The 22,326-nt window shown below is 55.8% G+C and carries 19 protein-coding genes; 11 read left to right on the forward strand and 8 right to left on the reverse strand.

What is annotated here, in order from left to right; genetic code table 11:
- The first annotated feature begins 14 nt into the window (after window positions 1-14).
- Window positions 15-1,700, forward strand: coding sequence for a PTS fructose transporter subunit IIBC (fruA, locus tag USH94_RS01620; RefSeq protein ID WP_111965311.1), 1,686 nt, complete (start codon window positions 15-17; stop codon window positions 1,698-1,700).
- Window positions 1,701-1,744: 44 nt separating this feature from the next.
- Here the strand turns inward: fruA and nfo are convergent, their stop codons facing one another.
- Both nfo and USH94_RS01630 read right to left on the reverse strand, forming a co-directional pair.
- The gene (nfo, locus tag USH94_RS01625) at window positions 1,745-2,602 is read right to left on the reverse strand and encodes a deoxyribonuclease IV (RefSeq protein WP_111965312.1); all 858 of its coding nucleotides are present in this window, start codon (window positions 2,600-2,602) and stop codon (window positions 1,745-1,747) included.
- Between the two features lie 64 nt (window positions 2,603-2,666).
- The gene (locus USH94_RS01630; protein ID WP_111965313.1) at window positions 2,667-3,713 is read right to left on the reverse strand and encodes a YeiH family protein; all 1,047 of its coding nucleotides are present in this window, start codon (window positions 3,711-3,713) and stop codon (window positions 2,667-2,669) included.
- Between the two features lie 97 nt (window positions 3,714-3,810).
- Here USH94_RS01630 and yieE point away from each other — a divergent pair, with 97 nt between their 5' ends.
- The 3 genes from yieE to cirA all read left to right on the forward strand — a co-directional run bounded on the left by yieE (window position 3,811) and on the right by cirA (window position 8,511).
- On the forward strand, window positions 3,811-4,677 hold the full coding sequence (yieE, locus tag USH94_RS01635; RefSeq protein WP_047346566.1) for a DNA-binding transcriptional regulator YeiE: 867 nt from the start codon (window positions 3,811-3,813) through the stop codon (window positions 4,675-4,677).
- A gap of 169 nt (window positions 4,678-4,846) precedes the next feature.
- Window positions 4,847-6,316, forward strand: a complete 1,470-nt coding sequence (locus USH94_RS01640) for an amino acid permease (RefSeq protein WP_111965314.1) — start codon at window positions 4,847-4,849, stop codon at window positions 6,314-6,316.
- A 224-nt stretch (window positions 6,317-6,540) separates the two neighbouring features.
- A complete protein-coding gene (cirA, locus tag USH94_RS01645; RefSeq protein ID WP_111965315.1) occupies window positions 6,541-8,511 on the forward strand; it encodes a catecholate siderophore receptor CirA in 1,971 nt (656 codons plus the stop codon).
- A 99-nt stretch (window positions 8,512-8,610) separates the two neighbouring features.
- On the opposite strand, the gene fghA is transcribed toward cirA, so the two are convergent.
- Window positions 8,611-9,438, reverse strand: coding sequence for an S-formylglutathione hydrolase (fghA, locus tag USH94_RS01650; RefSeq protein WP_111965316.1), 828 nt, complete (start codon window positions 9,436-9,438; stop codon window positions 8,611-8,613).
- A 138-nt stretch (window positions 9,439-9,576) separates the two neighbouring features.
- Here fghA and USH94_RS01655 point away from each other — a divergent pair, with 138 nt between their 5' ends.
- The 7 genes from USH94_RS01655 to mglC all read left to right on the forward strand — a co-directional run bounded on the left by USH94_RS01655 (window position 9,577) and on the right by mglC (window position 17,770).
- A complete protein-coding gene (locus USH94_RS01655) occupies window positions 9,577-10,725 on the forward strand; it encodes a YbfB/YjiJ family MFS transporter (RefSeq protein WP_111965317.1) in 1,149 nt (382 codons plus the stop codon).
- Window positions 10,726-10,827: 102 nt separating this feature from the next.
- Window positions 10,828-11,496: a GTP cyclohydrolase I FolE gene (gene folE / locus USH94_RS01660; protein WP_023312471.1), complete on the forward strand. Its 669-nt coding sequence runs from the start codon at window positions 10,828-10,830 to the stop codon at window positions 11,494-11,496.
- A 19-nt stretch (window positions 11,497-11,515) separates the two neighbouring features.
- A complete protein-coding gene (yeiB, locus tag USH94_RS01665) occupies window positions 11,516-12,673 on the forward strand; it encodes a DUF418 domain-containing protein YeiB (protein ID WP_111965318.1) in 1,158 nt (385 codons plus the stop codon).
- 155 nt (window positions 12,674-12,828) lie between these two features.
- Window positions 12,829-13,851 carry an HTH-type transcriptional regulator GalS gene (gene galS, locus USH94_RS01670; RefSeq protein ID WP_111965319.1) on the forward strand — a complete coding sequence of 341 codons (1,023 nt, stop codon included), beginning with the start codon at window positions 12,829-12,831 and terminating at the stop codon, window positions 13,849-13,851.
- 294 nt (window positions 13,852-14,145) lie between these two features.
- Complete coding sequence (gene mglB, locus USH94_RS01675) at window positions 14,146-15,144, forward strand: galactose/glucose ABC transporter substrate-binding protein MglB (RefSeq protein ID WP_008500923.1); 999 nt, start codon at window positions 14,146-14,148, stop codon at window positions 15,142-15,144.
- 79 nt (window positions 15,145-15,223) lie between these two features.
- Entirely contained in the window at window positions 15,224-16,744 is a 1,521-nt protein-coding gene (mglA, locus tag USH94_RS01680; RefSeq protein WP_047174129.1) for a galactose/methyl galactoside ABC transporter ATP-binding protein MglA, read from the forward strand.
- A gap of 15 nt (window positions 16,745-16,759) precedes the next feature.
- On the forward strand, window positions 16,760-17,770 hold the full coding sequence (gene mglC / locus USH94_RS01685) for a galactose/methyl galactoside ABC transporter permease MglC (protein ID WP_008500921.1): 1,011 nt from the start codon (window positions 16,760-16,762) through the stop codon (window positions 17,768-17,770).
- A gap of 50 nt (window positions 17,771-17,820) precedes the next feature.
- Here the strand turns inward: mglC and USH94_RS01690 are convergent, their stop codons facing one another.
- The 5 genes from USH94_RS01690 to USH94_RS01710 all read right to left on the reverse strand — a co-directional run bounded on the left by USH94_RS01690 (window position 17,821) and on the right by USH94_RS01710 (window position 22,278).
- On the reverse strand, window positions 17,821-19,209 hold the full coding sequence (locus USH94_RS01690) for a glutamine synthetase family protein (protein WP_111965320.1): 1,389 nt from the start codon (window positions 19,207-19,209) through the stop codon (window positions 17,821-17,823).
- Between the two features lie 124 nt (window positions 19,210-19,333).
- Window positions 19,334-20,050 (reverse strand): outer membrane permeability protein SanA, encoded by a 717-nt coding sequence (sanA, locus tag USH94_RS01695; RefSeq protein WP_008500918.1) that lies wholly within the window; start codon window positions 20,048-20,050, stop codon window positions 19,334-19,336.
- 126 nt (window positions 20,051-20,176) lie between these two features.
- Window positions 20,177-21,061 (reverse strand): cytidine deaminase, encoded by an 885-nt coding sequence (cdd, locus tag USH94_RS01700; protein ID WP_111965321.1) that lies wholly within the window; start codon window positions 21,059-21,061, stop codon window positions 20,177-20,179.
- Between the two features lie 129 nt (window positions 21,062-21,190).
- Window positions 21,191-21,886, reverse strand: coding sequence for a CidB/LrgB family autolysis modulator (locus USH94_RS01705; protein WP_111965322.1), 696 nt, complete (start codon window positions 21,884-21,886; stop codon window positions 21,191-21,193).
- On the reverse strand, window positions 21,883-22,278 hold the full coding sequence (locus USH94_RS01710; RefSeq protein ID WP_111965323.1) for a CidA/LrgA family protein: 396 nt from the start codon (window positions 22,276-22,278) through the stop codon (window positions 21,883-21,885). Before USH94_RS01710 ends, USH94_RS01705 begins: the two co-directional genes overlap by 4 nt.
- Between the last annotated feature and the right edge of the window lie 48 nt (window positions 22,279-22,326).

Here is a 22,326-nt window from a genome sequence, read left to right on the forward strand (position 1 = left end):
GCAGGAGAGGAATAATGAAAACGCTGCTGATCATTGACTCCGGTCTCGGACAGGCTCGCGCCTATATGGCGAAGACCTTGCTGGGAGCGGCGGCGAACAAAGCACATCTCGAGATGACTGATAACCCGGGCGATGCCGAACTGGCCATTGTCCTGGGCGATAAAATCCCGGCTGACAGTGCGCTGAACGGCAAAAAAGTGTGGCTGGGCGATATAAATCGCGCGGTGGCTCATCCGGAACTGTTCCTGAGCGAAGCGAAAGGTCACGCGTCTGTTTACAGCGCGCCCGTCGCGACGGCACCGGCTGCGGCCACGGGCCCGAAACGCATTGTTGCGGTGACGGCCTGTCCGACGGGCGTGGCTCACACCTTTATGGCAGCTGAAGCCATTGAAACCGAAGCGAAAAAACGCGGCTGGTGGGTTAAAGTTGAAACGCGCGGCTCCGTCGGTGCCGGCAACGCTATCACCCCTGAAGAAGTGGCTGAGGCCGATCTGGTGATTGTGGCGGCGGATATCGAAGTGGACCTGGCGAAATTTGCCGGTAAGCCAATGTACCGCACGTCTACCGGCCTGGCGCTGAAAAAGACTGCGCAGGAGTTTGATAAAGCGCTGGTGGAAGCGAAGCCGTATCAGACAACTGGCGCGCGCCAGACCGCGACGGAAGGTAAGAAAGAGTCCGCAGGCGCCTATCGTCACCTGCTGACCGGCGTGTCTTACATGCTGCCGATGGTGGTTGCGGGTGGTCTGTGTATCGCGCTCTCGTTCGCATTTGGTATTACCGCGTTTAAAGAGCAAGGCACGCTGGCCGCTGCGTTAATGCAGATTGGTGGCGGTTCCGCATTCGCACTGATGGTACCCGTCCTGGCAGGCTTTATTGCTTTCTCCATCGCCGATCGTCCTGGCCTCACGCCGGGTCTTATCGGCGGTATGCTGGCCGTAAGCACCGGTTCCGGCTTTATCGGCGGTATTATCGCGGGCTTCCTGGCCGGTTACGTCGCGAAGCTCATCAGCTCGAAGCTCAAGCTGCCGCAGAGTATGGAAGCGCTGAAGCCGATCCTGATCATTCCGCTGATTTCCAGCCTGGTGGTCGGTCTGGCGATGATTTACCTGATTGGTAAGCCGGTTGCAGGCATCCTGGCGGGTCTGACCCACTGGCTGCAAACCATGGGTACCGCGAACGCGGTTCTGCTGGGGGCAATTCTCGGCGGCATGATGTGTACCGACATGGGTGGTCCGGTAAACAAAGCGGCATACGCCTTTGGTGTTGGCCTGCTGAGTACCCAGACCTACGCGCCAATGGCAGCGATCATGGCGGCAGGTATGGTTCCACCTCTGGCGCTCGGCCTGGCGACGATTATTGCCCGTCGTAAGTTCGATAAAGCGCAGCAGGAAGGCGGTAAAGCCGCGCTGGTGCTGGGTCTGTGCTTCATCACCGAAGGCGCGATTCCGTTCGCGGCCCGTGATCCAATGCGTGTACTGCCGTGCTGTATCGCGGGTGGTGCAGTGACCGGGGCGATCTCCATGGCGATTGGCGCGAAGCTGATGGCACCACACGGCGGTCTGTTTGTTCTGCTGATCCCTGGCGCCATCACGCCGGTACTGGGCTACCTGCTGGCCATCGTCGCCGGTACGCTGGTGGCGGGTCTCTCTTACGCGGTGCTGAAACGTCCGGAAGCGGAAGTTGTGGCAAAAGCAGCGTAAGCGATAAATAATAAAGCCGGGTCGCATTATGCACCCGGCTTTTTTTATGCCGCCTGTTCAGCAGTTTGCTGAGCCTTCAGCCAGGCAATCTCTTCTGCCCAGATATCCGGATTAATGGTTTCAAGCACCATCGGAATACCGTCGAAGCGGGCGTCCTGCATGATAAAGCGAAACGCATCGTGGCCAATGTTGCCTTCGCCCAGGCTGTGGTGGCGGTCAACGCGGCTGCCAAAGGCGCTTTTCGCATCGTTTAAGTGCATTCCGCGCAGGTACTTAAAGCCAACAATGCGCTCGAACTTATCAAACGTGTTTTTCGTTGCCTCGGTGGTGCGCAGGTCATAGCCGGCGGCAAACGCGTGGCAGGTATCAATGCACACGCCAACGCGGGATTTATCCTCTACGCCGTCGATAATCGCCGCCAGATGTTCGAACTTAAAGCCGAGGTTGCTGCCCTGGCCGGCGGTATTCTCAATCACCGCGGTGACGCCTTTGGTCTTGTCCAGCGTGATGTTGATGGATTCGGCAATGCGCGCGAGGCAGGCATCTTCATCGATCTGCATCAGATGGCTGCCAGGATGGAAGTTCAGCAGCGTCAGCCCAAGCTGCTCACAGCGCTGAACTTCATCAAGAAACGCCTCGCGGGATTTTTCCAGCGCCTCTTCAACCGGGTGCCCGAGATTAATGAGATAGCTGTCGTGGGGAAGGATCTGGCCTGGCCCGTAGTGGTACTTCTCACAGGCAGCTTTGAAATCGTCAATCACCTCGGCGGTGAGCGGGGCGGCGCGCCACTGGCGCTGATTTTTGGTGAACAGGGCGAAAGCGGTCGCCTCAATTTCGGCGGCACGAATGGCGGCATTCGCAAGGCCACCTGCAGCGCTGACGTGCGCTCCAACATATTTCATAAAGGGACTCCTGTTAACCCGAAATGCCTATGATAGCGGGTTAACAGGAGAAGGATGTAGTGGTTTATGCCATCAGGCTATGGACCGCGAGGTTAATCGCGCCGCCGCCGACAATCAGCCAGATGAAGAGTACCAGCGCCATCAGCAGCGGTTTCGCACCGGCTTTTTTCAGCGCGCTGACGTGTGTGGTCACCCCCAGGGCCGCCATGGCCATCGCCAGCAGTACGGTATCCAGCGTCACCAGCATATCCACTACCGATTTGGGCAGCAGGTGGAAGGAGTTAAAGATAGCGACCACGATAAACAGGATCGCAAACCATGGAATGGTGATTTTACTTTTCTGATTACTGTCCGCCGGTGCCAGCTGTTTAACCCGTGCTGCAAGGAAAATCAGGAACGGCGCCAGCATCATCACGCGCAGCATTTTGGCAATCACCGCCGCGTTTTCGGCTTCAGGGTTAATAGCATGTCCTGCCGCCACCACCTGTGCCACTTCGTGCATGGTCGAACCAATATAGATGCCGTAGGTTTCCGGGCTAAACCAGTGGGCAACCAGCGGATACATGGCCGGGTAGAGGAAAATCGCCAGCGTACCGAAGATCACCACCGTCGCTACCGCCACCGTCACCTTGCTGGCTTCGGCTTTAACGACGGGTTCCGTTGCCAGCACCGCCGCGGCCCCACAGATACTGCTCCCGGCACCGATCAGCCAGCTGGTTTGCCTGTCCAGGCCAAACACTTTCTGACCGATAAAGCAGGCCAGTAAAAAGGTGCTGGTCAGGGTCAGGACGTCTATGGCGATCCCGCTCACGCCCACATCCGCAATTTGCGAGAAGGTGAGACGGAAGCCGTAAAGAATGATCCCAAGACGCAGCAGGTGCTGTTTGGCAAAAATCACGCCGCCGTCGCAGGATTTCCAGATATGCGGGTAAACGGTATTACCCACGACCATGCCCAGCAGAATGGCCAGCGTCAGCGCGCTGAAACCTGCGCCTGCGATGGCCGGGATGCTGCCACCCCATAGCGCGACGGCGGTTACTGTGGCGCTGAGCGCTAGACCCGGCACGAAGTGCCACACTGTACGATGATGTTGTAAGGTGATTTCTGACATAACCTTCTCCTTTGTCTGGCTAAAGGTTACGGCGCCCTGGCTTAAAAATAAAATTGATTATATACTTATAATCAATCTATATAAGTGGTAAGCAACCATGCACATTACTCTGCGTCAGCTGGAAGTATTTGCCGAGGTGCTGAAAAGCGGCTCGACGACCCAGGCGTCACAAATGCTGGCGCTCTCGCAGTCTGCGGTCAGCGCGGCGTTGACCGATCTTGAAGGACAGCTGGGCGTTCAGCTTTTTGACAGGGTAGGGAAGCGTCTGGTGGTCAACGAGCACGGTCGTCTTCTTTATCCACGCGCGCTGGCGCTGCTGGAGCAGGCTATCGAAATCGAGCAGCTGTTCCGCGAAGATAACGGTGCGATCCGCGTCTACGCCAGCAGCACCATCGGGAACTACATCCTGCCGGAAGTGATTGCCCGCTACCGCCGGGATTTCCCGACCCTGCCGCTGGAAATGAGCGTGGGGAACAGCCAGGACGTCATCAACGCGGTGATCGACTTCCGGGTGGATATCGGCCTCATCGAAGGACCCTGCCATAACGTCGATATTATTGCCGAGCCCTGGCTGGAAGATGAGCTGGTGGTGTTTGCCTCCCCGGCCTCGTCTTTACTACAGGGAGAGGTGACGCTGGAACGCCTGGCGCAGGCGCAGTGGATCCTGCGCGAGCAGGGCTCCGGCACGCGTGAAATTGTCGATTATCTGCTGCTTTCTCATTTGCCGCATTTCCAGTTAGGGATGGAGCTGGGGAACTCAGAGGCCATCAAGCACGCGGTGCGCCACGGGCTCGGCATAAGCTGTCTTTCCCGGCGCGTTATTGCCGAACAGCTGGAAACCGGATCGCTGGTTGAAATCCCCATCCCGCTCCCGAAACTGGTGCGCACGCTGTGGTGCATTCATCATCGTCAGAAACACCTTTCCAGCTCGCTGCAGCGTTTTCTGCGCTATTGCGAGATGTGAAATCGCCCATTACCTGGCCCTCTCCCCAAAGAGGAGAGGGAAAAATTATGCTTTACTTATAATCCTGGCCCAGTCATGAAGCTCTCTTATAACTGAGTATTTCTGCCGGAAGGAACGCGGATCGTCTGCTACAATCGCGCCTCATTTATTAAATGGACAGCATTTTCATATGGTTTCAGAAATTAAAACCACAGAAGCGCCCACGCTACGTCGTGAACTTAAGGCGCGTCACCTGACGATGATCGCCATTGGCGGCTCAATCGGTACAGGTCTTTTCGTTGCCTCTGGCGCAACGATTTCGGCAGCAGGCCCGGGTGGGGCACTTTTCTCTTATATCCTGATTGGCCTGATGGTGTACTTCCTGATGACCAGTCTTGGCGAACTGGCCGCGTACATGCCGGTATCCGGTTCGTTCTCGACCTACGGTCAAAAATACGTTGAAGAAGGCTTTGGCTTCGCGCTGGGCTGGAACTACTGGTACAACTGGGCGGTCACTATCGCCGTTGACCTCGTTGCCGCACAGCTGGTGATGAACTGGTGGTTCCCGGATACGCCGGGCTGGATCTGGAGCGCCCTGTTCCTGGCCGTTATTTTCCTGCTGAACTACATCTCCGTGCGCGGTTTCGGCGAAGCGGAATACTGGTTCTCTTTGATCAAAGTGGCAACCGTCATCATCTTTATCGTCGTCGGTGTGGCGATGATCGTTGGTATTTTCAAAGGCGCAGAACCTGCGGGCTGGAGTAACTGGACGATAGGCGATGCGCCGTTTGCCGGTGGGCTGTCGGCAATGATTGGCGTGGCAATGATTGTCGGCTTCTCCTTCCAGGGGACCGAGCTGATTGGCATCGCGGCCGGTGAGTCAGAAAACCCGGAGAAGAATATTCCGCGCGCGGTTCGTCAGGTCTTCTGGCGTATCCTGCTGTTCTATGTGTTCGCGATCCTGATTATCAGCCTGATCATTCCGTACACCGATCCAAGCCTGCTGCGTAATGACGTTAAAGACATTAGCGTCAGTCCGTTCACGCTGGTCTTCCAGCACGCCGGTCTGCTTTCAGCTGCGGCAGTGATGAATGCCGTTATCCTGACCGCTGTGCTTTCAGCCGGTAACTCCGGGATGTACGCGTCCACCCGTATGCTCTATACGCTGGCATGCGACGGTAAAGCGCCGCGTATTTTCGCGAAACTTTCCCGTGGCGGCGTACCGCGTAACGCGCTGTATGCCACAACGGTCATTGCCGGTCTGTGCTTCCTGACCTCTATGTTTGGCAACCAGACGGTGTACCTGTGGCTGCTTAACACCTCCGGGATGACGGGCTTTATTGCCTGGCTGGGGATTGCCATTAGCCATTACCGTTTCCGCCGTGGCTACGTCAAACAGGGTTATGACGTTAACCAACTGCCGTATCGCTCAGGGTTCTTCCCGCTAGGGCCTATTTTCGCCTTCATTCTGTGCCTGATCATTACCCTGGGACAGAACTATGAAGCGTTCCTGGCGGACACCATTGACTGGGGCGCCGTCACGGCGACCTACATTGGTATTCCGCTGTTCCTCGTTATCTGGTTTGGCTACAAGCTGACGAAAGGAACAAAATTCGTTCGCTACAGTGAAATGGAATTCCCGGAACGATTTAAACAATAACCGCACTTCCTCTCTTTTAACCCGCTCATTCGAGCGGGTTTTTTTATTCCCGTATCCTGAAACAAAGATATATTTCTTAACAATTTAATTGATAATAATTATCGTTTGCTTTATCGTTATCAAAAATAAGCGTGTCACCGACCCACCGCAGATGTGGGCGGCAGGGAAGACGCTGTGAGCAATGATGATTTGATTTAGTTGTATTTACCTCATGGAGATATGGAATGTTTAGGTTGAATCCCTTCGTCAGGGGAGGACTTTGTGCGTCCGCAATGTCCCTGGCCCTGCCTGTTATCGCAGCGGAATCCGGCGACACAATGGTTGTCACGGCCTCCGCGACCGAGCAAAACCTGAAAGACGCACCGGCAAGCATCAGCGTGATTACCCAGGAAGATTTGCAGCGCAAACCCGTTCAGAACCTGAAAGATGTGTTACGGGAGGTGCCGGGCGTTCAGCTCACGAGCGAAGGGGACAACCGTAAAGGGGTAAGTATCCGTGGACTGGACAGCAGCTACACGCTGATCCTGATCGACGGCAAGCGCGTCAATTCCCGTAACGCGGTGTTCCGCCATAATGATTTCGACCTCAACTGGGTGCCGGTTGACGCCATCGAACGAATCGAAGTGGTGCGCGGACCGATGTCTTCTCTGTACGGTTCCGATGCGCTGGGCGGCGTGGTGAATATTATCACCAAAAAAATCGGCCAGAAATGGACGGGCACCCTGAGCGCCGATTCCACAATTCAGGAACATCGCGACCGTGGCGACACGTATAACGGTCAGTTCTATACCAGCGGTCCGCTGGTGGACGGTCTGCTGGGGCTGAAAGCCTACGGTAGCCTCGCGAAGCGTGAGAAAGACGGTCAACAGAAGTCCTCTACCACGGCGAGCGGTGAAACGCCGCGCATTGAAGGCTTTACCAGCCGCGATGCGAATGTGGAGTTCGCCTGGACGCCGTCTGAAAATCATGACTTTACGGCGGGCTACGGTTTCGATCGTCAGGATCGTGACTCGGATTCACTCGACAAAAACCGCCTTGAGCGACAGAACTACTCGCTTAGCCACAACGGCCGTTGGGGCGTCGGCAATAGCGAGCTGAAGGTTTACGGCGAAAAGGTGGATAACAAAAACCCGGGCAACAGCAATCCGATCACGTCCGAAAGCAACGCGGTGGACGGGAAATACGTGCTGCCGCTGGGCGAAATCAACCAGCTACTGACCTTCGGCGGCGAATGGCGTCACGATAAGCTGAAGGATCCGGTCAACCTGACGGGCGGTTCGAGCAGCAGTACGTCGACAAGCCAGTATGCCCTGTTCCTGGAAGATGAGTGGCGTCTCTTTGAACCTCTGGCACTGACCACCGGCATCCGTATGGACGACCATGATACCTACGGCGACCACTGGAGCCCGCGCGCCTATCTGGTCTACAACGCGACCGATACCGTAACGGTGAAAGGGGGCTGGGCTACCGCGTTTAAAGCGCCGTCTCTGCTGCAGCTGAGCCCAGACTGGGTTACCGGCTCGTGCCGCGGTGCCTGTGAGATTGTTGGTAACCCGGACCTGAAGCCGGAAACCAGCGAGAGCTTTGAATTCGGTCTGTACTACAGTGGAGAAGAGGGCTGGTTAGAGGGCGTGCAGGCCAGCGTCACCACCTTCCAGAATAATGTGGATGACCGTATCAGCATCAGCCGTACGGCCAATGCGAAACAGGCCCAGGGCTACACTAACTACGTTGGCCTGAATGCTGACGGTGAACCGATTTTCCGGTATTACAACGTTAACAAGGCGCGCATCCGCGGGGTGGAAACAGAGGTTAAGTTCCCGGTTGCTGAAGACTGGAAGGTGACGCTGAACTACACCTACAACGACGGTCGTGATATCAGCAACGGCGGCAACAAGCCGCTGTCCGATCTGCCGTTCCACACCGCCAACGGGACCGTTGACTGGAAGGCAACGCAGGACTGGTCGTTCTATGTTCAGGGTAACTACACCGGTGAGAAACGCGCACTGACCAGCAGCGCTCCAACGCCGGGTGGCTATGTCATCTGGAATACCGGCGCCGCGTGGCAGGCGACGAAAAGCGTGAAGCTGCGTGCGGGCGTGCAGAACCTGCTGGACAAAGATCTGAGCCGCGACGATTACAGCTACACGGAAGATGGCCGTCGCTACTTTGTCGGCGTGGATTATAAGTTCTGATGTAGCCTGGATGCCCGGTGGCGCCTCGCTTACCGGGCCTACAAAATCCACGAATGTAGGCCGGGTAAGGCGAGGCCGCCACCCGGCAATCGGCTGCACTTAGCCGAATAAATGCTCCGCATGGAAGCGGAGATGATCCTCAATAAAGGACGCGATAAAATAATAGCTGTGGTCGTATCCCGGCTGGATGCGCAGCGTCAGCGGCCAGTCTTTCTGGCGTGCCGCTTCTGCCAGCACCGCAGGCTGCAGCTGTCCGGCGAGGAACTGATCCGCATCACCCTGATCGATAAGCATCGGGATCGCATTTGCTGAGCTGCTGGCCAGCATCAGCGCACTGCTATCCCATTCCAGCCATTTCGCTTCATCTTCACCCAGATAGTTCGTGAAGGCTTTCTGCCCCCACGGCACCTGCGTTGGGTTCACAATTGGCGCAAACGCCGACGCGCTGACGTATTTTCCCGGATTTTTCAGCGCCATGATGAGCGCCCCGTGTCCGCCCATGGAGTGGCCGCTGATCGCGCAGCGCTCGCCAACCGCAAACTGCGACTGCACCAGCGCAGGAAGTTCATCGCGAATGTAATCATACATGCGGTAATGGCGCGCCCAGGGCTGCTCGGTCGCATTGACATAAAACCCGGCGCCTTTGCCCAGATCGTATCCCGCATCGTCGGCCACATCATCGCCGCGCGGGCTGGTGTCAGGCATCACCAGTGCAATACCCAGCTCGGCAGCAATACGCTGCGCCCCCGCTTTGGTGGTGAAGTTTTCGTCATTGCAGGTGAGGCCTGAAAGCCAGAACAGAACCGGCGGATTTTCCGTCGGCGGCAGGAAAATGCTGAACGTCATCGCACAGTTCAGGACGGTGGAGTCATGCCGCCAGCGCTGCTGTCGACCTTCAAAACAACGGTGCTCTTCGAGCAGTTCCATGCAGGGCTCCTTAATGAGAATGCGTATTCATAAAAACCATAATACAGCCTTTTCATTGACCTGTGAGCAACTTTCACTTTCGCCTGACGGCCAGATGCTGCATCATAAATTTACTTTTCTTTAACAATTGGAGCGGTCATGGCGCTGCGTATTGCGCTCAGTGGGTTTGTCGTTCTGGTGGTGGCGATGGGGATAGGGCGCTTTGCCTTTACGCCTCAGGTGCCGCTGATGATTGCTGCCGGGCAGCTTACGCTGACCAGCGCGGGTCTGGTCGCGGCGATGAACTATCTGGGCTATCTGGTGGGCGCATGGGATGCCATGCGCGCGCACCGCTTTGTGGAAACGCGCCTCTGGCTTGGCATCACCGGCGCGGTGGCGCTGACGCTGCTCTCCGCGGCGGCGGATAACGCCGTCGTACACGGCCTGCTGCGTTTTGTGATTGGCTGCATGAGCGGCTGGTCGATGGTACTGATTGCCGCCTGGACTAACGAACGGCTTGGGCAGTTGGGTAAACCGGGCCTGAGCGCTGCCGTATTTGCCGGACCGGGGGCGGGCATTGCCCTGAGCGGGCTGCTCGCGGTCTATATCCAGGCGAAGTCCCTGTCGGCCGGGGCGGCATGGCAAATCTACGGCGTGCTGGCGCTGGTGCTGATTGCGCTGGTGGCGCGCTACCTGCCGCGTTCCGGTCAGCTCCATCGACCGGGCACCGCACCAGAGCCGCTGGTGCTGACGGCGGATTTAAAACGCCTGGTCTGGAGCTACAGTCTGGCTGGCTTTGGCTATATCCTCCCCGCGACCTTCCTTTCGCAAATGGCGGCGTTGCGTTTTCCCGGCAGCCTGTTTGCGCTGTTCGTCTGGCCGATTTTTGGTATCGCCGCCGTGGTGGGGATAGCGCTCAGTATTCTTTTACGCCATACCTCGACGGCTAACCGCAGGCTGGCTATAGTCCTGTGGTTACAGGGGGCGGGCGTGCTGGCGGCCTGGCTGCTGCCGGGGATTGGCGGGTTGCTGACGGGTGGGATGCTGGTGGGCGGCGGCTTTTTGTGTGCCGTGCAGCTCTCTCTTTTATACGGCCGCGAGCTGGCACCAAACCACACGCGCTATATGGCAGGCCTGCTCACCACCGGGTATGCAATTGGTCAGTTGATTGGGCCGGTCACCTCGGCGTTATCAACCTGGCTTACCCACCGGCTGGAGCCGGCGCTGGGGCTGGCGGGCATGGCGCTGTTCGTTGGAGGAGCCCTGGTCTGGAATCGTCACGCTGAAAGGCAACAGCAATTGCAATAATTATCGTCGTGAATACTGGATTATGTGCGTCGCCTCACGCACAATGAGCGCATACTTTTGCCACAACGAGGGCAAAAGACGCCACACCTGCAGGAGAACAAAATGTCATCACTCAGTAAAGAAGCTGCCCTGGTCCACGAAGCCCTGGTTGCGCGCGGTCTTGAAACGCCACTGCGTCCGCCCGTACAGGATTTGGACAATGAAACCCGCAAGCGTCTGATTGCCGGTCATATGACCGAAATCATGGAGCTGCTGAATCTCGATCTGAGTGACGACAGTCTGATGGAGACGCCGCACCGCATCGCGAAAATGTACGTCGACGAAATTTTCTCCGGCCTGGATTACGCCAACTTCCCGAAAATCACCGTCATTGAAAACAAGATGAAAGTGGATGAGATGGTGACGGTGCGTGATATCACGCTGACCAGCACCTGCGAACACCATTTCGTGACCATCGACGGTAAAGCGACCGTGGCGTATATCCCCAAAGATACGGTGATTGGCCTGTCGAAGATCAACCGCATCGTGCAGTTCTTTGCCCAGCGTCCGCAGGTGCAGGAGCGTCTGACGCAGCAGATCCTGACTGCGCTGCAAACGCTGCTGGGCACCAATAACGTGGCCGTCTCTATCGACGCGGTTCACTACTGCGTGAAGGCGCGCGGCGTGCGTGATGCGACCAGTGCAACGACCACCACCTCGCTGGGCGGCCTGTTTAAGTCAAGCCAGAATACCCGCCAGGAGTTCCTGCGCGCCGTACGTCATCACAATTAAGTCTTACAGGGCAGGGACCATGGAGCGAAACGTCACGCTCGATTTTGTTCGCGGCGTCGCCATTCTCGGTATCCTGCTGCTTAATATCGCCGCCTTCGGTTTGCCGAAGGCGGCTTATCTCAATCCTGCGTGGTATGGCGACATCACGCGCAGTGATGCCTGGACGTGGGCGATCCTCGATCTCTTTGCGCAGGTTAAATTCCTCACGCTCTTTGCCCTGCTGTTTGGCGCAGGCCTGCAGCTTCTCCTCAAACGCGGTACGCGCTGGATCCAGTCGCGCCTGACGCTGCTGGTTCTCCTCGGCTTTATCCACGGCCTGTTCTTCTGGGACGGCGATATTCTTCTCGAGTATGGGTTAGTCGGGCTCATCTGCTGGCGCCTCATTCGCGATGCGCACAGCGTAAAAAGCCTGTTTAACACCGGCGTGATGCTGTATGTGATGGGGCTTGGCGTCCTGCTATTGCTGGGGATGATCTCCGGCGAGGCGACAAACCGTTCATGGATCCCGGATGCCGCTAACCTGCAGTACGAACAGTTCTGGAAGCTGAAAGGTGGTACGGAAGCGATAAGCAACCGCGCGGATATGCTGGGGGACAACCTCCTTGCGCTGGGCGCGCAATACGGCTGGCAGCTGGCGGGCATGATGCTGATGGGCGCGTCATTGATGCGCACCGGGTGGCTGAAAGGAGAATTCAGCCTGCGTCACTATCGTCGTACCGGCGCCGGTCTGGTGCTGCTCGGCGTGCTGATTAACCTCCCGGCGGTGATTGCGCAGTGGCATATCCACTGGGATTACCGCTGGTGCGCGTTCCTGCTCCAGGTGCCGCGTGAACTGAGCGCGCCGTTCCAGACTATCGGCTACGCGGCGCTGATCTATGGCTTCTGGCCAACGCTTTCCCGCCTGTGGATTGTCAGCGCTATCGCCTGCGTGGGCCGAATGGCGTTGAGCAATTACCTCCTGCAAACGCTCATATGCACCACGCTTTTCTATCGCTTTGGCCTGTTTATGAAATTCGACCGCCTTACGTTGCTGGCGTTTGTTATTCCGGTCTGGGTGGTAAACCTGGCGTTTTCTGTTCTCTGGCTACGCTATTTCCGCCAGGGACCGCTGGAGTGGGTGTGGCGTCAGTTAACCGCATATGCTTCAGGGGTATCATTGAAAAACACATCCAGATAACGATCTGGATCACAATCATTAACAAAACGGATGTAAGCGTTTTCATGACTGTGAGCTTCTTCACGTAGTCCCCTTTCTCTCGCTGCCAAAATAGCCACCTTGCTAAACACAGGGGGTGTCTGTGAGTTGCTGCAATCCTTTGAAGGATGGTGAATATGATCACCATTCGTGACGTCGCCCGTCAGGCGGGCGTTTCTGTGGCTACCGTCTCACGCGTGCTGAACAATAGCGCGCTGGTCAGCCCTGAAACCCGAGAAACCGTAATGAAAGCCGTGACCCAGCTCGGGTACCGGCCAAATGCCAATGCCCAGGCGCTTGCGACGCAGGTCAGCGACACCATCGGCGTGGTGGTGATGGATGTCTCGGATGCCTTTTTCGGCGCGCTGGTGAAAGCGGTCGACATGGTGGCACAGCAGCATCAGAAATATGTCCTGATCGGTAATAGCTATCATGAGGCGGAAAAAGAGCGTCATGCCATTGAAGTGCTGATCCGTCAGCGCTGTAACGCCCTGATTGTCCATTCTAAAGCCTTGAGCGATGAAGAGCTAACCGGATTGATGGAGCAGATCCCGGGCATGGTGCTGATCAACCGCATTGTCCCCGGCTATGCCCACCGCTGCGTCGGGCTGGATAACGTCAGCGGAGCCATGATGGCCACGAAAATGCTCATCAACAACGGGCATCAGCGGATCGGTTATCTGGCCTCCAGCCATCAGATTGAAGATGACGAACTGCGGCACGAAGGCTGGCAAAACGCCCTGAAAGAGCACGGCATTTTACCATCCGAGAGCTGGGTGGGGACCGGCACGCCGGACATGCAGGGCGGTGAGGCGGCAATGGTGGAGCTACTGGGCCGCAACCTGCAGCTGTCTGCGGTGTTTGCCTATAACGACAGCATGGCGGCTGGCGCCCTGACGGCACTGAAGGATAACGGCATTGCGGTGCCACAGCATTTATCACTCATTGGTTTTGATGATATCCCGATTGCCCGTTACACCGACCCGCAGCTGACAACGGTGCGCTACCCCATTGCCTCTATGGCGAAACTGGCAACTGAGCTGGCATTACAGGGAGCGGCAGGGCTGCTGGATCCGGGCGCAACGCACTGTTTCATGCCGACTTTAGTACGTCGCCACTCCGTCGCGGCCCGGCAAATTGTGGTTCCGATCACTAACTGATTAGATCAGGTGATGTAACCGTTTTCAATCTGTGAGTAAATTCACAGTATCTTAACAAGGCGCTGACTATGATGTCAGCGTTTTAGGGGCTGAAACGCTATGTAACAGTGATTATTCACTTTCACTATAGCCAATGTGCCGCAAACAACGAATAAAACGCATTTCTGGAGCGTTACCGAACACGGAAGAGAGAAATTTTATAAGTGAACTTCGGCTGTCAGTAACGTTTTATTAACACCTGCCCGCCGATCGTTATTCACAAGAACTACCCTGCATAAAAAAACCGGAGATACCATGAATAAGAAGGTGTTGACCCTGTCTGCTGTAATGGCAAGCATGCTTTTTGGTGCAGCAGCGCACGCTGCGGATACCCGTATTGGTGTGACCATCTATAAATACGACGACAACTTCATGTCTGTTGTGCGTAAAGCGATTGAGAAAGATGCGAAAGCAGCGCCAGACGTTCAGCTGCTGATGAACGACTCCCAGAATGACCAGTCCAAACAGAACGACCAGATCGACGTTCTGCTGGCGAAAGGCGTGAAAGCCCTGGCCATCAACCTGGTTGACCCGGCTGCAGCAGGCACGGTCATTGAAAAAGCGCGCGGTCAGAATGTGCCGATCGTCTTCTTCAACAAAGAACCTTCCCGTAAGGCGCTGGATAGCTACGACAAAGCGTATTACGTCGGTACTGACTCCAAAGAGTCCGGTATTATTCAGGGCGATTTGATCGCGAAACACTGGGCGGCGAACCCGAACTGGGACCTGAATAAAGACGGTCAGATTCAGTTCGTGCTGCTGAAAGGCGAGCCAGGCCACCCGGATGCTGAAGCGCGTACTACCTACGTTATCAAAGAGCTTAACGACAAAGGCCTTAAAACCCAGCAGCTGGCGTTAGATACCGCGATGTGGGATACCGCTCAGGCGAAAGATAAGATGGACGCGTGGCTTTCCGGCCCTAATGCCAACAAAATCGAAGTCGTTATCGCCAACAACGATGCGATGGCAATGGGTGCGGTAGAAGCGCTGAAAGCACACAACAAATCCTCAATCCCGGTATTCGGCGTGGATGCACTGCCAGAAGCGCTGGCGCTGGTTAAATCCGGTGCGATGGCCGGTACCGTGCTGAACGATGCCAACAACCAGGCGAAAGCCACCTTCGATCTGGCGAAAAACCTCGCCGATGGCAAAGGCGCGGCAGATGGCACCAACTGGAAAATTGACAACAAAATTGTTCGCGTACCTTACGTGGGCGTAGACCAGTCCAACCTGGCTGAGTTTATCGGTAAATAAGTTAGCGGTACTGTCTCCACTGGGCGCAATTCGTTGCGCCCTTTTATAACGCGATATGCGAGGCCAACAAGGTATAATTATGGTCAGCACAACAACTCAGTCATCCGGTGAATACCTGTTGGAAATGAGCGGTATCAACAAGTCATTTCCCGGCGTTAAGGCACTCGATAATGTTAATTTAAAAGTTCGTCCTCACTCTATTCATGCCTTAATGGGGGAGAACGGTGCGGGTAAATCAACATTATTAAAATGTCTTTTTGGGATCTATCAAAAAGATTCTGGCAGCATTCTTTTTCAGGGGAAAGAGATCGATTTCCATTCAGCGAAAGAAGCACTGGAAAACGGTATCTCGATGGTTCACCAGGAATTAAACCTGGTGCTGCAGCGTTCAGTTATGGATAACATGTGGTTGGGACGTTATCCAACCAAAGGTGTCTTTGTCGATCAGGACAAAATGTATCGCGACACCAAAGCGATTTTCGACGAGCTGGATATTGATATCGATCCGCGCGCCCGCGTGGGAACATTATCCGTCTCCCAGATGCAGATGATCGAAATCGCCAAAGCGTTCTCCTATGATGCAAAAATTGTCATCATGGACGAACCGACATCGTCATTAACGGAAAAAGAGGTTAACCACCTTTTTACCATTATTCGTAAGCTAAAAGATCGCGGCTGCGGCATTGTGTACATCTCCCACAAAATGGAAGAGATCTTCCAGCTGTGCGATGAGATCACCATCCTGCGCGACGGTCAGTGGATTGCCACGCAGCCGCTGGAAGGGCTGGACATGGACAAGATCATCGCCATGATGGTCGGCCGTTCCCTGAACCAGCGCTTCCCTGACAAAGAAAACAAGCCGGGTGAAGTGATTCTGGAAGTGCGCAACCTGACCTCGTTACGTCAGCCGTCTATCCGCGATGTCTCCTTCGACCTGCATAAAGGTGAAATCCTGGGGATTGCCGGCCTGGTCGGGGCAAAACGTACCGATATCGTCGAAACCCTGTTTGGTATCCGTGAGAAGGCTCAAGGCACCATTACGCTGCACGGTAAGAAAATTAACAACCACAACGCCAACGAAGCTATTAATAATGGTTTCGCGCTGGTGACGGAAGAGCGTCGTTCGACCGGTATTTATGCTTATCTGGATATTAACTTTAACTCGTTAATTTCTAACATTCGCAATTACAAAAACAAAGTCGGGCTGCTGGATAACTCCCGCATGAAAAGCGATACCCAATGGGTGATTGACTCCATGCGCGTGAAAACGCCAGGCCATCGCACCCAAATTGGTTCGCTGTCTGGCGGTAACCAGCAGAAAGTGATTATTGGCCGTTGGTTATTAACCCAGCCAGAAATTCTGATGCTGGATGAACCTACCCGCGGTATTGACGTCGGCGCGAAGTTTGAAATTTATCAGCTGATTGCCGAGCTGGCGAAAAAGAATAAAGGGATCATTATTATTTCTTCCGAAATGCCGGAATTGTTAGGGATCACGGATCGTATTCTGGTTATGAGCAATGGTCTCGTCGCCGGTATTGTTGACACCAAAACGACAACGCAAAACGAAATTTTGCGTCTTGCGTCTTTGCACCTTTAAGATCAGGGGCTCCTCATGAGTGCGTTAAATAAAAAAAGTTTTCTCACTTACCTGAAAGAAGGCGGTATTTACGTTGTTCTTTTAGTACTGCTGGCTATCATCATTTTCCAGGACCCTACGTTCTTAAGCCTGCTGAACCTGAGTAACATTCTGACCCAGTCCTCCGTGCGTATTATCATTGCGCTGGGCGTGGCGGGCCTGATCGTGACCCAGGGGACGGACCTTTCTGCCGGTCGCCAGGTGGGTCTGGCGGCGGTTATCGCGGCAACTCTGCTGCAGTCGATGGAAAACGCTAACAAGGTCTTCCCGGAAATGGCCACCATGCCGATTTTCGTGGTGATCCTGATTGTCTGCGCCATCGGTGCGGTGATTGGTCTGATCAACGGAATTATCATCGCCTACCTGAACGTGACGCCGTTTATCACCACCCTGGGTACGATGATCATCGTTTACGGTATCAACTCCCTGTATTACGACTTCGTCGGCGCTTCGCCAATCTCGGGCTTTGACAGCGGCTTCTCGACCTTTACGCAAGGGTTTATTGCGCTGGGCAGCTTCCGCCTGTCGTACATCACCTTCTATGCGCTGATTGCGGTGGCCTTCGTCTGGATCCTGTGGAACAAAACGCGCTTTGGCAAAAACATCTTCGCCATCGGCGGTAACCCGGAAGCGGCGAAAGTCTCCGGTGTTAACGTAGCCCTGAACCTGCTCATCATCTATGCCCTGTCCGGCGTGTTCTACGCCTTCGGCGGGATGCTGGAAGCGGGCCGTATCGGCTCTGCTACCAACAACCTCGGCTTCATGTACGAGCTGGATGCGATCGCAGCCTGCGTGGTGGGCGGCGTCTCCTTCAGCGGCGGTGTGGGTACAGTACTGGGCGTGGTGACCGGTGTGATCATTTTCACCGTAATCAACTACGGGTTGACCTATATCGGCGTGAACCCGTACTGGCAGTACATCATCAAAGGCGCCATCATTATCTTCGCGGTTGCGCTGGATTCACTGAAGTACGCGCGTAAGAAGTAATTCCTCCTTGCGTTATCCAGCCCGCTCATCGAGCGGGCTTTTTTTATGCCCTATGCCAGATGTGACTCCTCTCGGGTCACAATGCGCTCAAACCAGTCGAGTTCAGAGAGCTTGCAGGCGACCCACTGTTCGGAAAAGGCATCGCCCAGGCTGTCGGTGAGATACTGACAGCGGGCAAAGGCCTCAATCGCCTCCTGCTGGAACAGCGGCAGTTCCGGTTGGTCGTGCTGCGGTTCAGGGAGATCCCCCTCGTCGATATGTTCCAGCCCGTACAGCATGCCTGTCAGGATAGTGGCCGCCACCAGATACGGATTCGCATCGGCCCCGGCCAGCCGGTACTCGATACGACGGTTACTCTCATCCGAGCAGGGAATACGCAGGGCGGCGGAGCGGGTGTTATAGCCCCAGGAGTTAAAGACGGGTTCCGTCAGGCTTTTACGCAGGCGACGAAACGCGTTGACGCCTGGCGCAAGAATGGCGACGGAGGCGGGCATCAGCGCCAGCTGGCCCGCGACGCACAAACGTATCATGCTGTTAAGCGCGTTCACCGGGGAAGCAAAGACGTTTTCGCCGTGACGATTGTTCAGGCTGAAATGGAAGTGCAAACCGCTGCCGGCAAGCTGGCTGAAAGGCTTAGCCATAAAGTTGGCCTGCAGACCGTGCTTTTCAGCAACGTAACGGGTCAGGCGACGAAGCGCCAGCACGTTATCGCAGACCTCAACGACGCGATGGCTGTGCTTCAGGTTTAATTCGTACTGTCCGGACTCGGCTTCCGCCACGACCCCTGACAGCGGGATGCGCTGCAGGTGGGCCAGCTGTTCCAGCTCGTCAAACAGCGCCGCATGCGCCGACGAGGTATCCATGTGAAAACAGCCCTGATTTTGCGGATCGCGTTCGCCCTGTCCCGTCAGATAGAACTCGATTTCCGGGGCAATGACCGGGAAAAGGCCGTGCTGGTGGAAGCGGGCCACGACGTTCTGCAGTATCGCGCGCGGCTCAAGCGGGCAGGGGTTACCGTCGCTGTCCTTCATCGTCAGCAGGATCTGCGCCGTGTGCTCTGGATCCTGCGGACAGGGGCGCAAAGAGCCGGCGACCGGGACGCACAGCCGGTCGGGTTCATCATAAAGCGGGGCGGCGATTTTTCCCTTCTGGTCCATTGAGTAGACGGAAAGCGGAAAATAACAGCCTTTTTCCAGATTCAGCATGCTCTCTACCGAGAGGCGCTTGCCGCGCACCGTGCCGTTGATATCGTTCAGATAAACGTCAACATGTTTCGTTTGCGGGTAACGTTCCAGATAATCGGCCACTTCCACGGCAACGTTGTGCTGCAGGGCGTCTATTTTTTCATCCAGCCAGAGACCAGAAGTAAGTGCGCCAGGGAGTGATAAACCGGGAAAGTTAAAGTACGGGCGGAGACTTTTGAGGAAAAACGCATTCATTATCGAGTTCATAGTCATTCTTCAATGAAGCCGTAGCGGCAGTGAACTCAGCTTAAAAGAGCAGACGTAAAGGGGAGATAAAAAGCGTCAGGCCGGCCGTAAAGAAAGTATAAAGGCGGTCCCGTTATTTCTCTTTTTTTTGCATATCGAGCAGCTGCTCGGGCGTGACGGCCGGATAACCCTGCGCGTCTTCCGGCACTTCGTGCATCGCCGGAATCGGCACCAGAGGGCCTAAAAAGCGCGGTTCGCGTTTGAAGATATACAGATCGGCCAGGGCACCAAAGCGGGCGCCGAACTCGCGCACGCGCACGCTCAGCATATCTTTTGGCGACGGCACCGCGTAGCACTGCGCCTGAATGCCCATATGCAGGGCGATAAACAGCGCGCGCTCGCAGTGGAAGCGCTGGGTGATGATGATGAAGTCGTTGGTGTCGAAGACTTTGCGCGTGCGCACGATGGAGTCCAGGGTGCGGAACCCGGCGTAGTCGAGCACGATATCGGCCGGATCCACGCCCGCAGCAATCAGGTCCTTACGCATCGTCACCGGTTCATTGTAGCTTTGCAGGGCGTTATCGCCGCTCAGCAGCAGGTAGTTCACCTTGCCGCTGTTGTAGGCGTTCAGCGCGCCCTGAATGCGGTAACGGTAATACTGATTGATTACGCCGGTGCGGTAATACTTGGCGGTGCCAAGCACCACGCCAACCTGACGATAGGGCAGGTCCTGCAGGTCATCAAAGATGTAGGGGGCGGTTTTCCAGCTCATCCAGCGGTCGAGACCCAGCACGATCAACAGCAGTATGCCGACCAGGACAGACAGGCTGTAAAAAACGCGCTTTAACATGCAGATGGCTCGTTCGTGGATGAAATTTAACTCAGGCTACTTTACCCGCCTGGTTAGCGCAAGAAACAGCGATTCAACTGAGGGGTTTTTCAGCAAACGGGCGGGCATTTTTGCCCGCCGGAAGGATTACGCCAGCAGTACGCGGTCGATCATCGTGCAGCCCAGCGCTTTGAGCGTTGCGGCGGTGGCATCCCACTGGATCAGTGGCGCATCGGCAATCTCAGCCAGAATGGCGCGCTGAATGTCCGGATAATCATAGCCGTTCAGGCTCAGCAGGTTAAGCGCGCCCTGCAGCGGTGGCAGGGTTGGGTTAAACGCGGCGTTTTCCGCATAGCTGCCGGTGAAGATTCGGCCATCACGGCACTGCAACGCTACGCCGCTCGGGGACTTGCTGTATGGCGTGTGACTTTTATTCGCCGCGCGAATCGCTGCCTGACTCAGGTCATCGCCGGACAGGGCGTAACCGTGGTCCTGATCGTCCATCAGCAGCGTTTTGATCTCCAGATCTTTCGGACCAAATGCGTCAGGCAGATAATCGCCCAGCGTGTGCGGCGCGCGGCCCGGCAGATTGATGCGCAGCTGCAGCCCGCTGTTCAGCTCGTTCATAAACTGACGGCAGTGGCCGCACGGAGTGTAGTTAACGGTAATGGCGCTCAGCGCTTTTTCACCGCGCAGCCAGGCGTGGCTGATGGCGCTCTGCTCGGCGTGAACCGTTTGCTGCATGGTCGCGCCCAGGAACTCCATGTTGCCGCCGAAGTACCAGGTACCGCTGACGCCGCGCGCAATGGCCCCGACGTTGAAGTGGGAGAGATCGGCCCGCGCGCAGGCGGCAGCCAGGGGTAGCAGTGCGAAAGCCAGCGCGTCTTCGTCCAGTCCCGTTGCCTGTTTCAGCATCGTGACCTGCTCCGCGGTCAGCAGGGCGGGGAAGTGTGCATCTGCCAGAACGGGAGCCAGGGCTGACTGCAAATTCTCTGCAAGCTGGGCGAAAGCAGCTTGAAAACGTGGGTGCATGGCGTTTGCCTCATAAAGGTTAATGGATCGGTAGTTTACGGAGCCGCCAGGGCTTTATATGTGATCTACTTCTCATTATGTATGCAACTTATGAAAGCAAAATGAAATTTGCGCGACGCATCGCAAATTTTAGCCCATCACCGCCAGAATCAGCGGGAAAATGAACGGGGCCAGCAGGGAGGTGATAATTCCGCAGATCACCAGCGCCAGCGAGCTAAACGCCCCTTCTTGATAATCCAGCTCCGCGCAGCGGGCAGTGCCCAGGGCGTGGGAAGCTGTCCCCATCGACAGACCTCGTGCCGCTTTAGTATGAATGCGCATACCGTTCAGCAGGCTGTGGCCAAACACCGCGCCGAGAATACCGACGAAAATAACGCACATCGCGCTAATTGCTGGAATACCGCCGAGGCTACCCCCAACCGCCATCGCGATAGGCGTGGTCACAGATTTAGGCAGAATAGAGGCGGCAATCTGCGGCGAGGCCCCCATCAACAGCGCCACCGACGTACCGGTGATCATCGCCACCAGGCTGCCGACAAAGCAGATGGTAATGATGGATTTCCAGCGGGCGCGGATCTGGTGTAGCTGCTCATATAAAGGAAAGGCGAGCGCCACAACGGCGGGCTGCAGCAGGTCGTTTAAAATTTTGCTGCCGGCAAAGTAGCGTTCGTAAGGAATGCCGGTGAGCAGCAGGAACGGAATAATCACCACCATTGCCACCAGCAGCGGGTTCAGCAACGGCATTTTGAAACGCGCGGCAAGCTTACGTGCGGCGAAGAATACTGCGAGGGTGAGCGGCAGCGACCACCAGATATTGGCCATCATTTTTTTGTTTTCTCCCCAATCACGTTACGTTCGCCATGCACCAGATGCGAACTCCAGCTCACGACCAGGAAAACCACCAGCGTACTCACCGCGCAGGAGACAACAATCGGGCCGAACTGGGCCTTTAGCAAATCAAAATACTGCATGACCCCGACGCCGATAGGCACGAAAAGCAGCGCCATATAGCGAATGAGGACGAAGCAGCCGGGATTGACCCACTTTGCAGGCAGGATTTGCAGCGCCAGCAAAACAAAGAGGATCAGCATGCCGATAATGCTGCCGGGAATGGTGATGGGCAGCAGCGACGCGATGAAAATCCCGGCATACAGGCAGGCGTAAATCAGGACGAATGCGCGCAGATATTGCCAGATAATGTTCAATGTTTTGCTCATGGTGATAGTCCTTGCTGAAACGCATTCATCATACAATTAAACCTAAAA

This window comes from Enterobacter sp. 148H3 (genome assembly GCF_034107425.1).
GTDB lineage: Bacteria > Pseudomonadota > Gammaproteobacteria > Enterobacterales > Enterobacteriaceae > Enterobacter > Enterobacter vonholyi.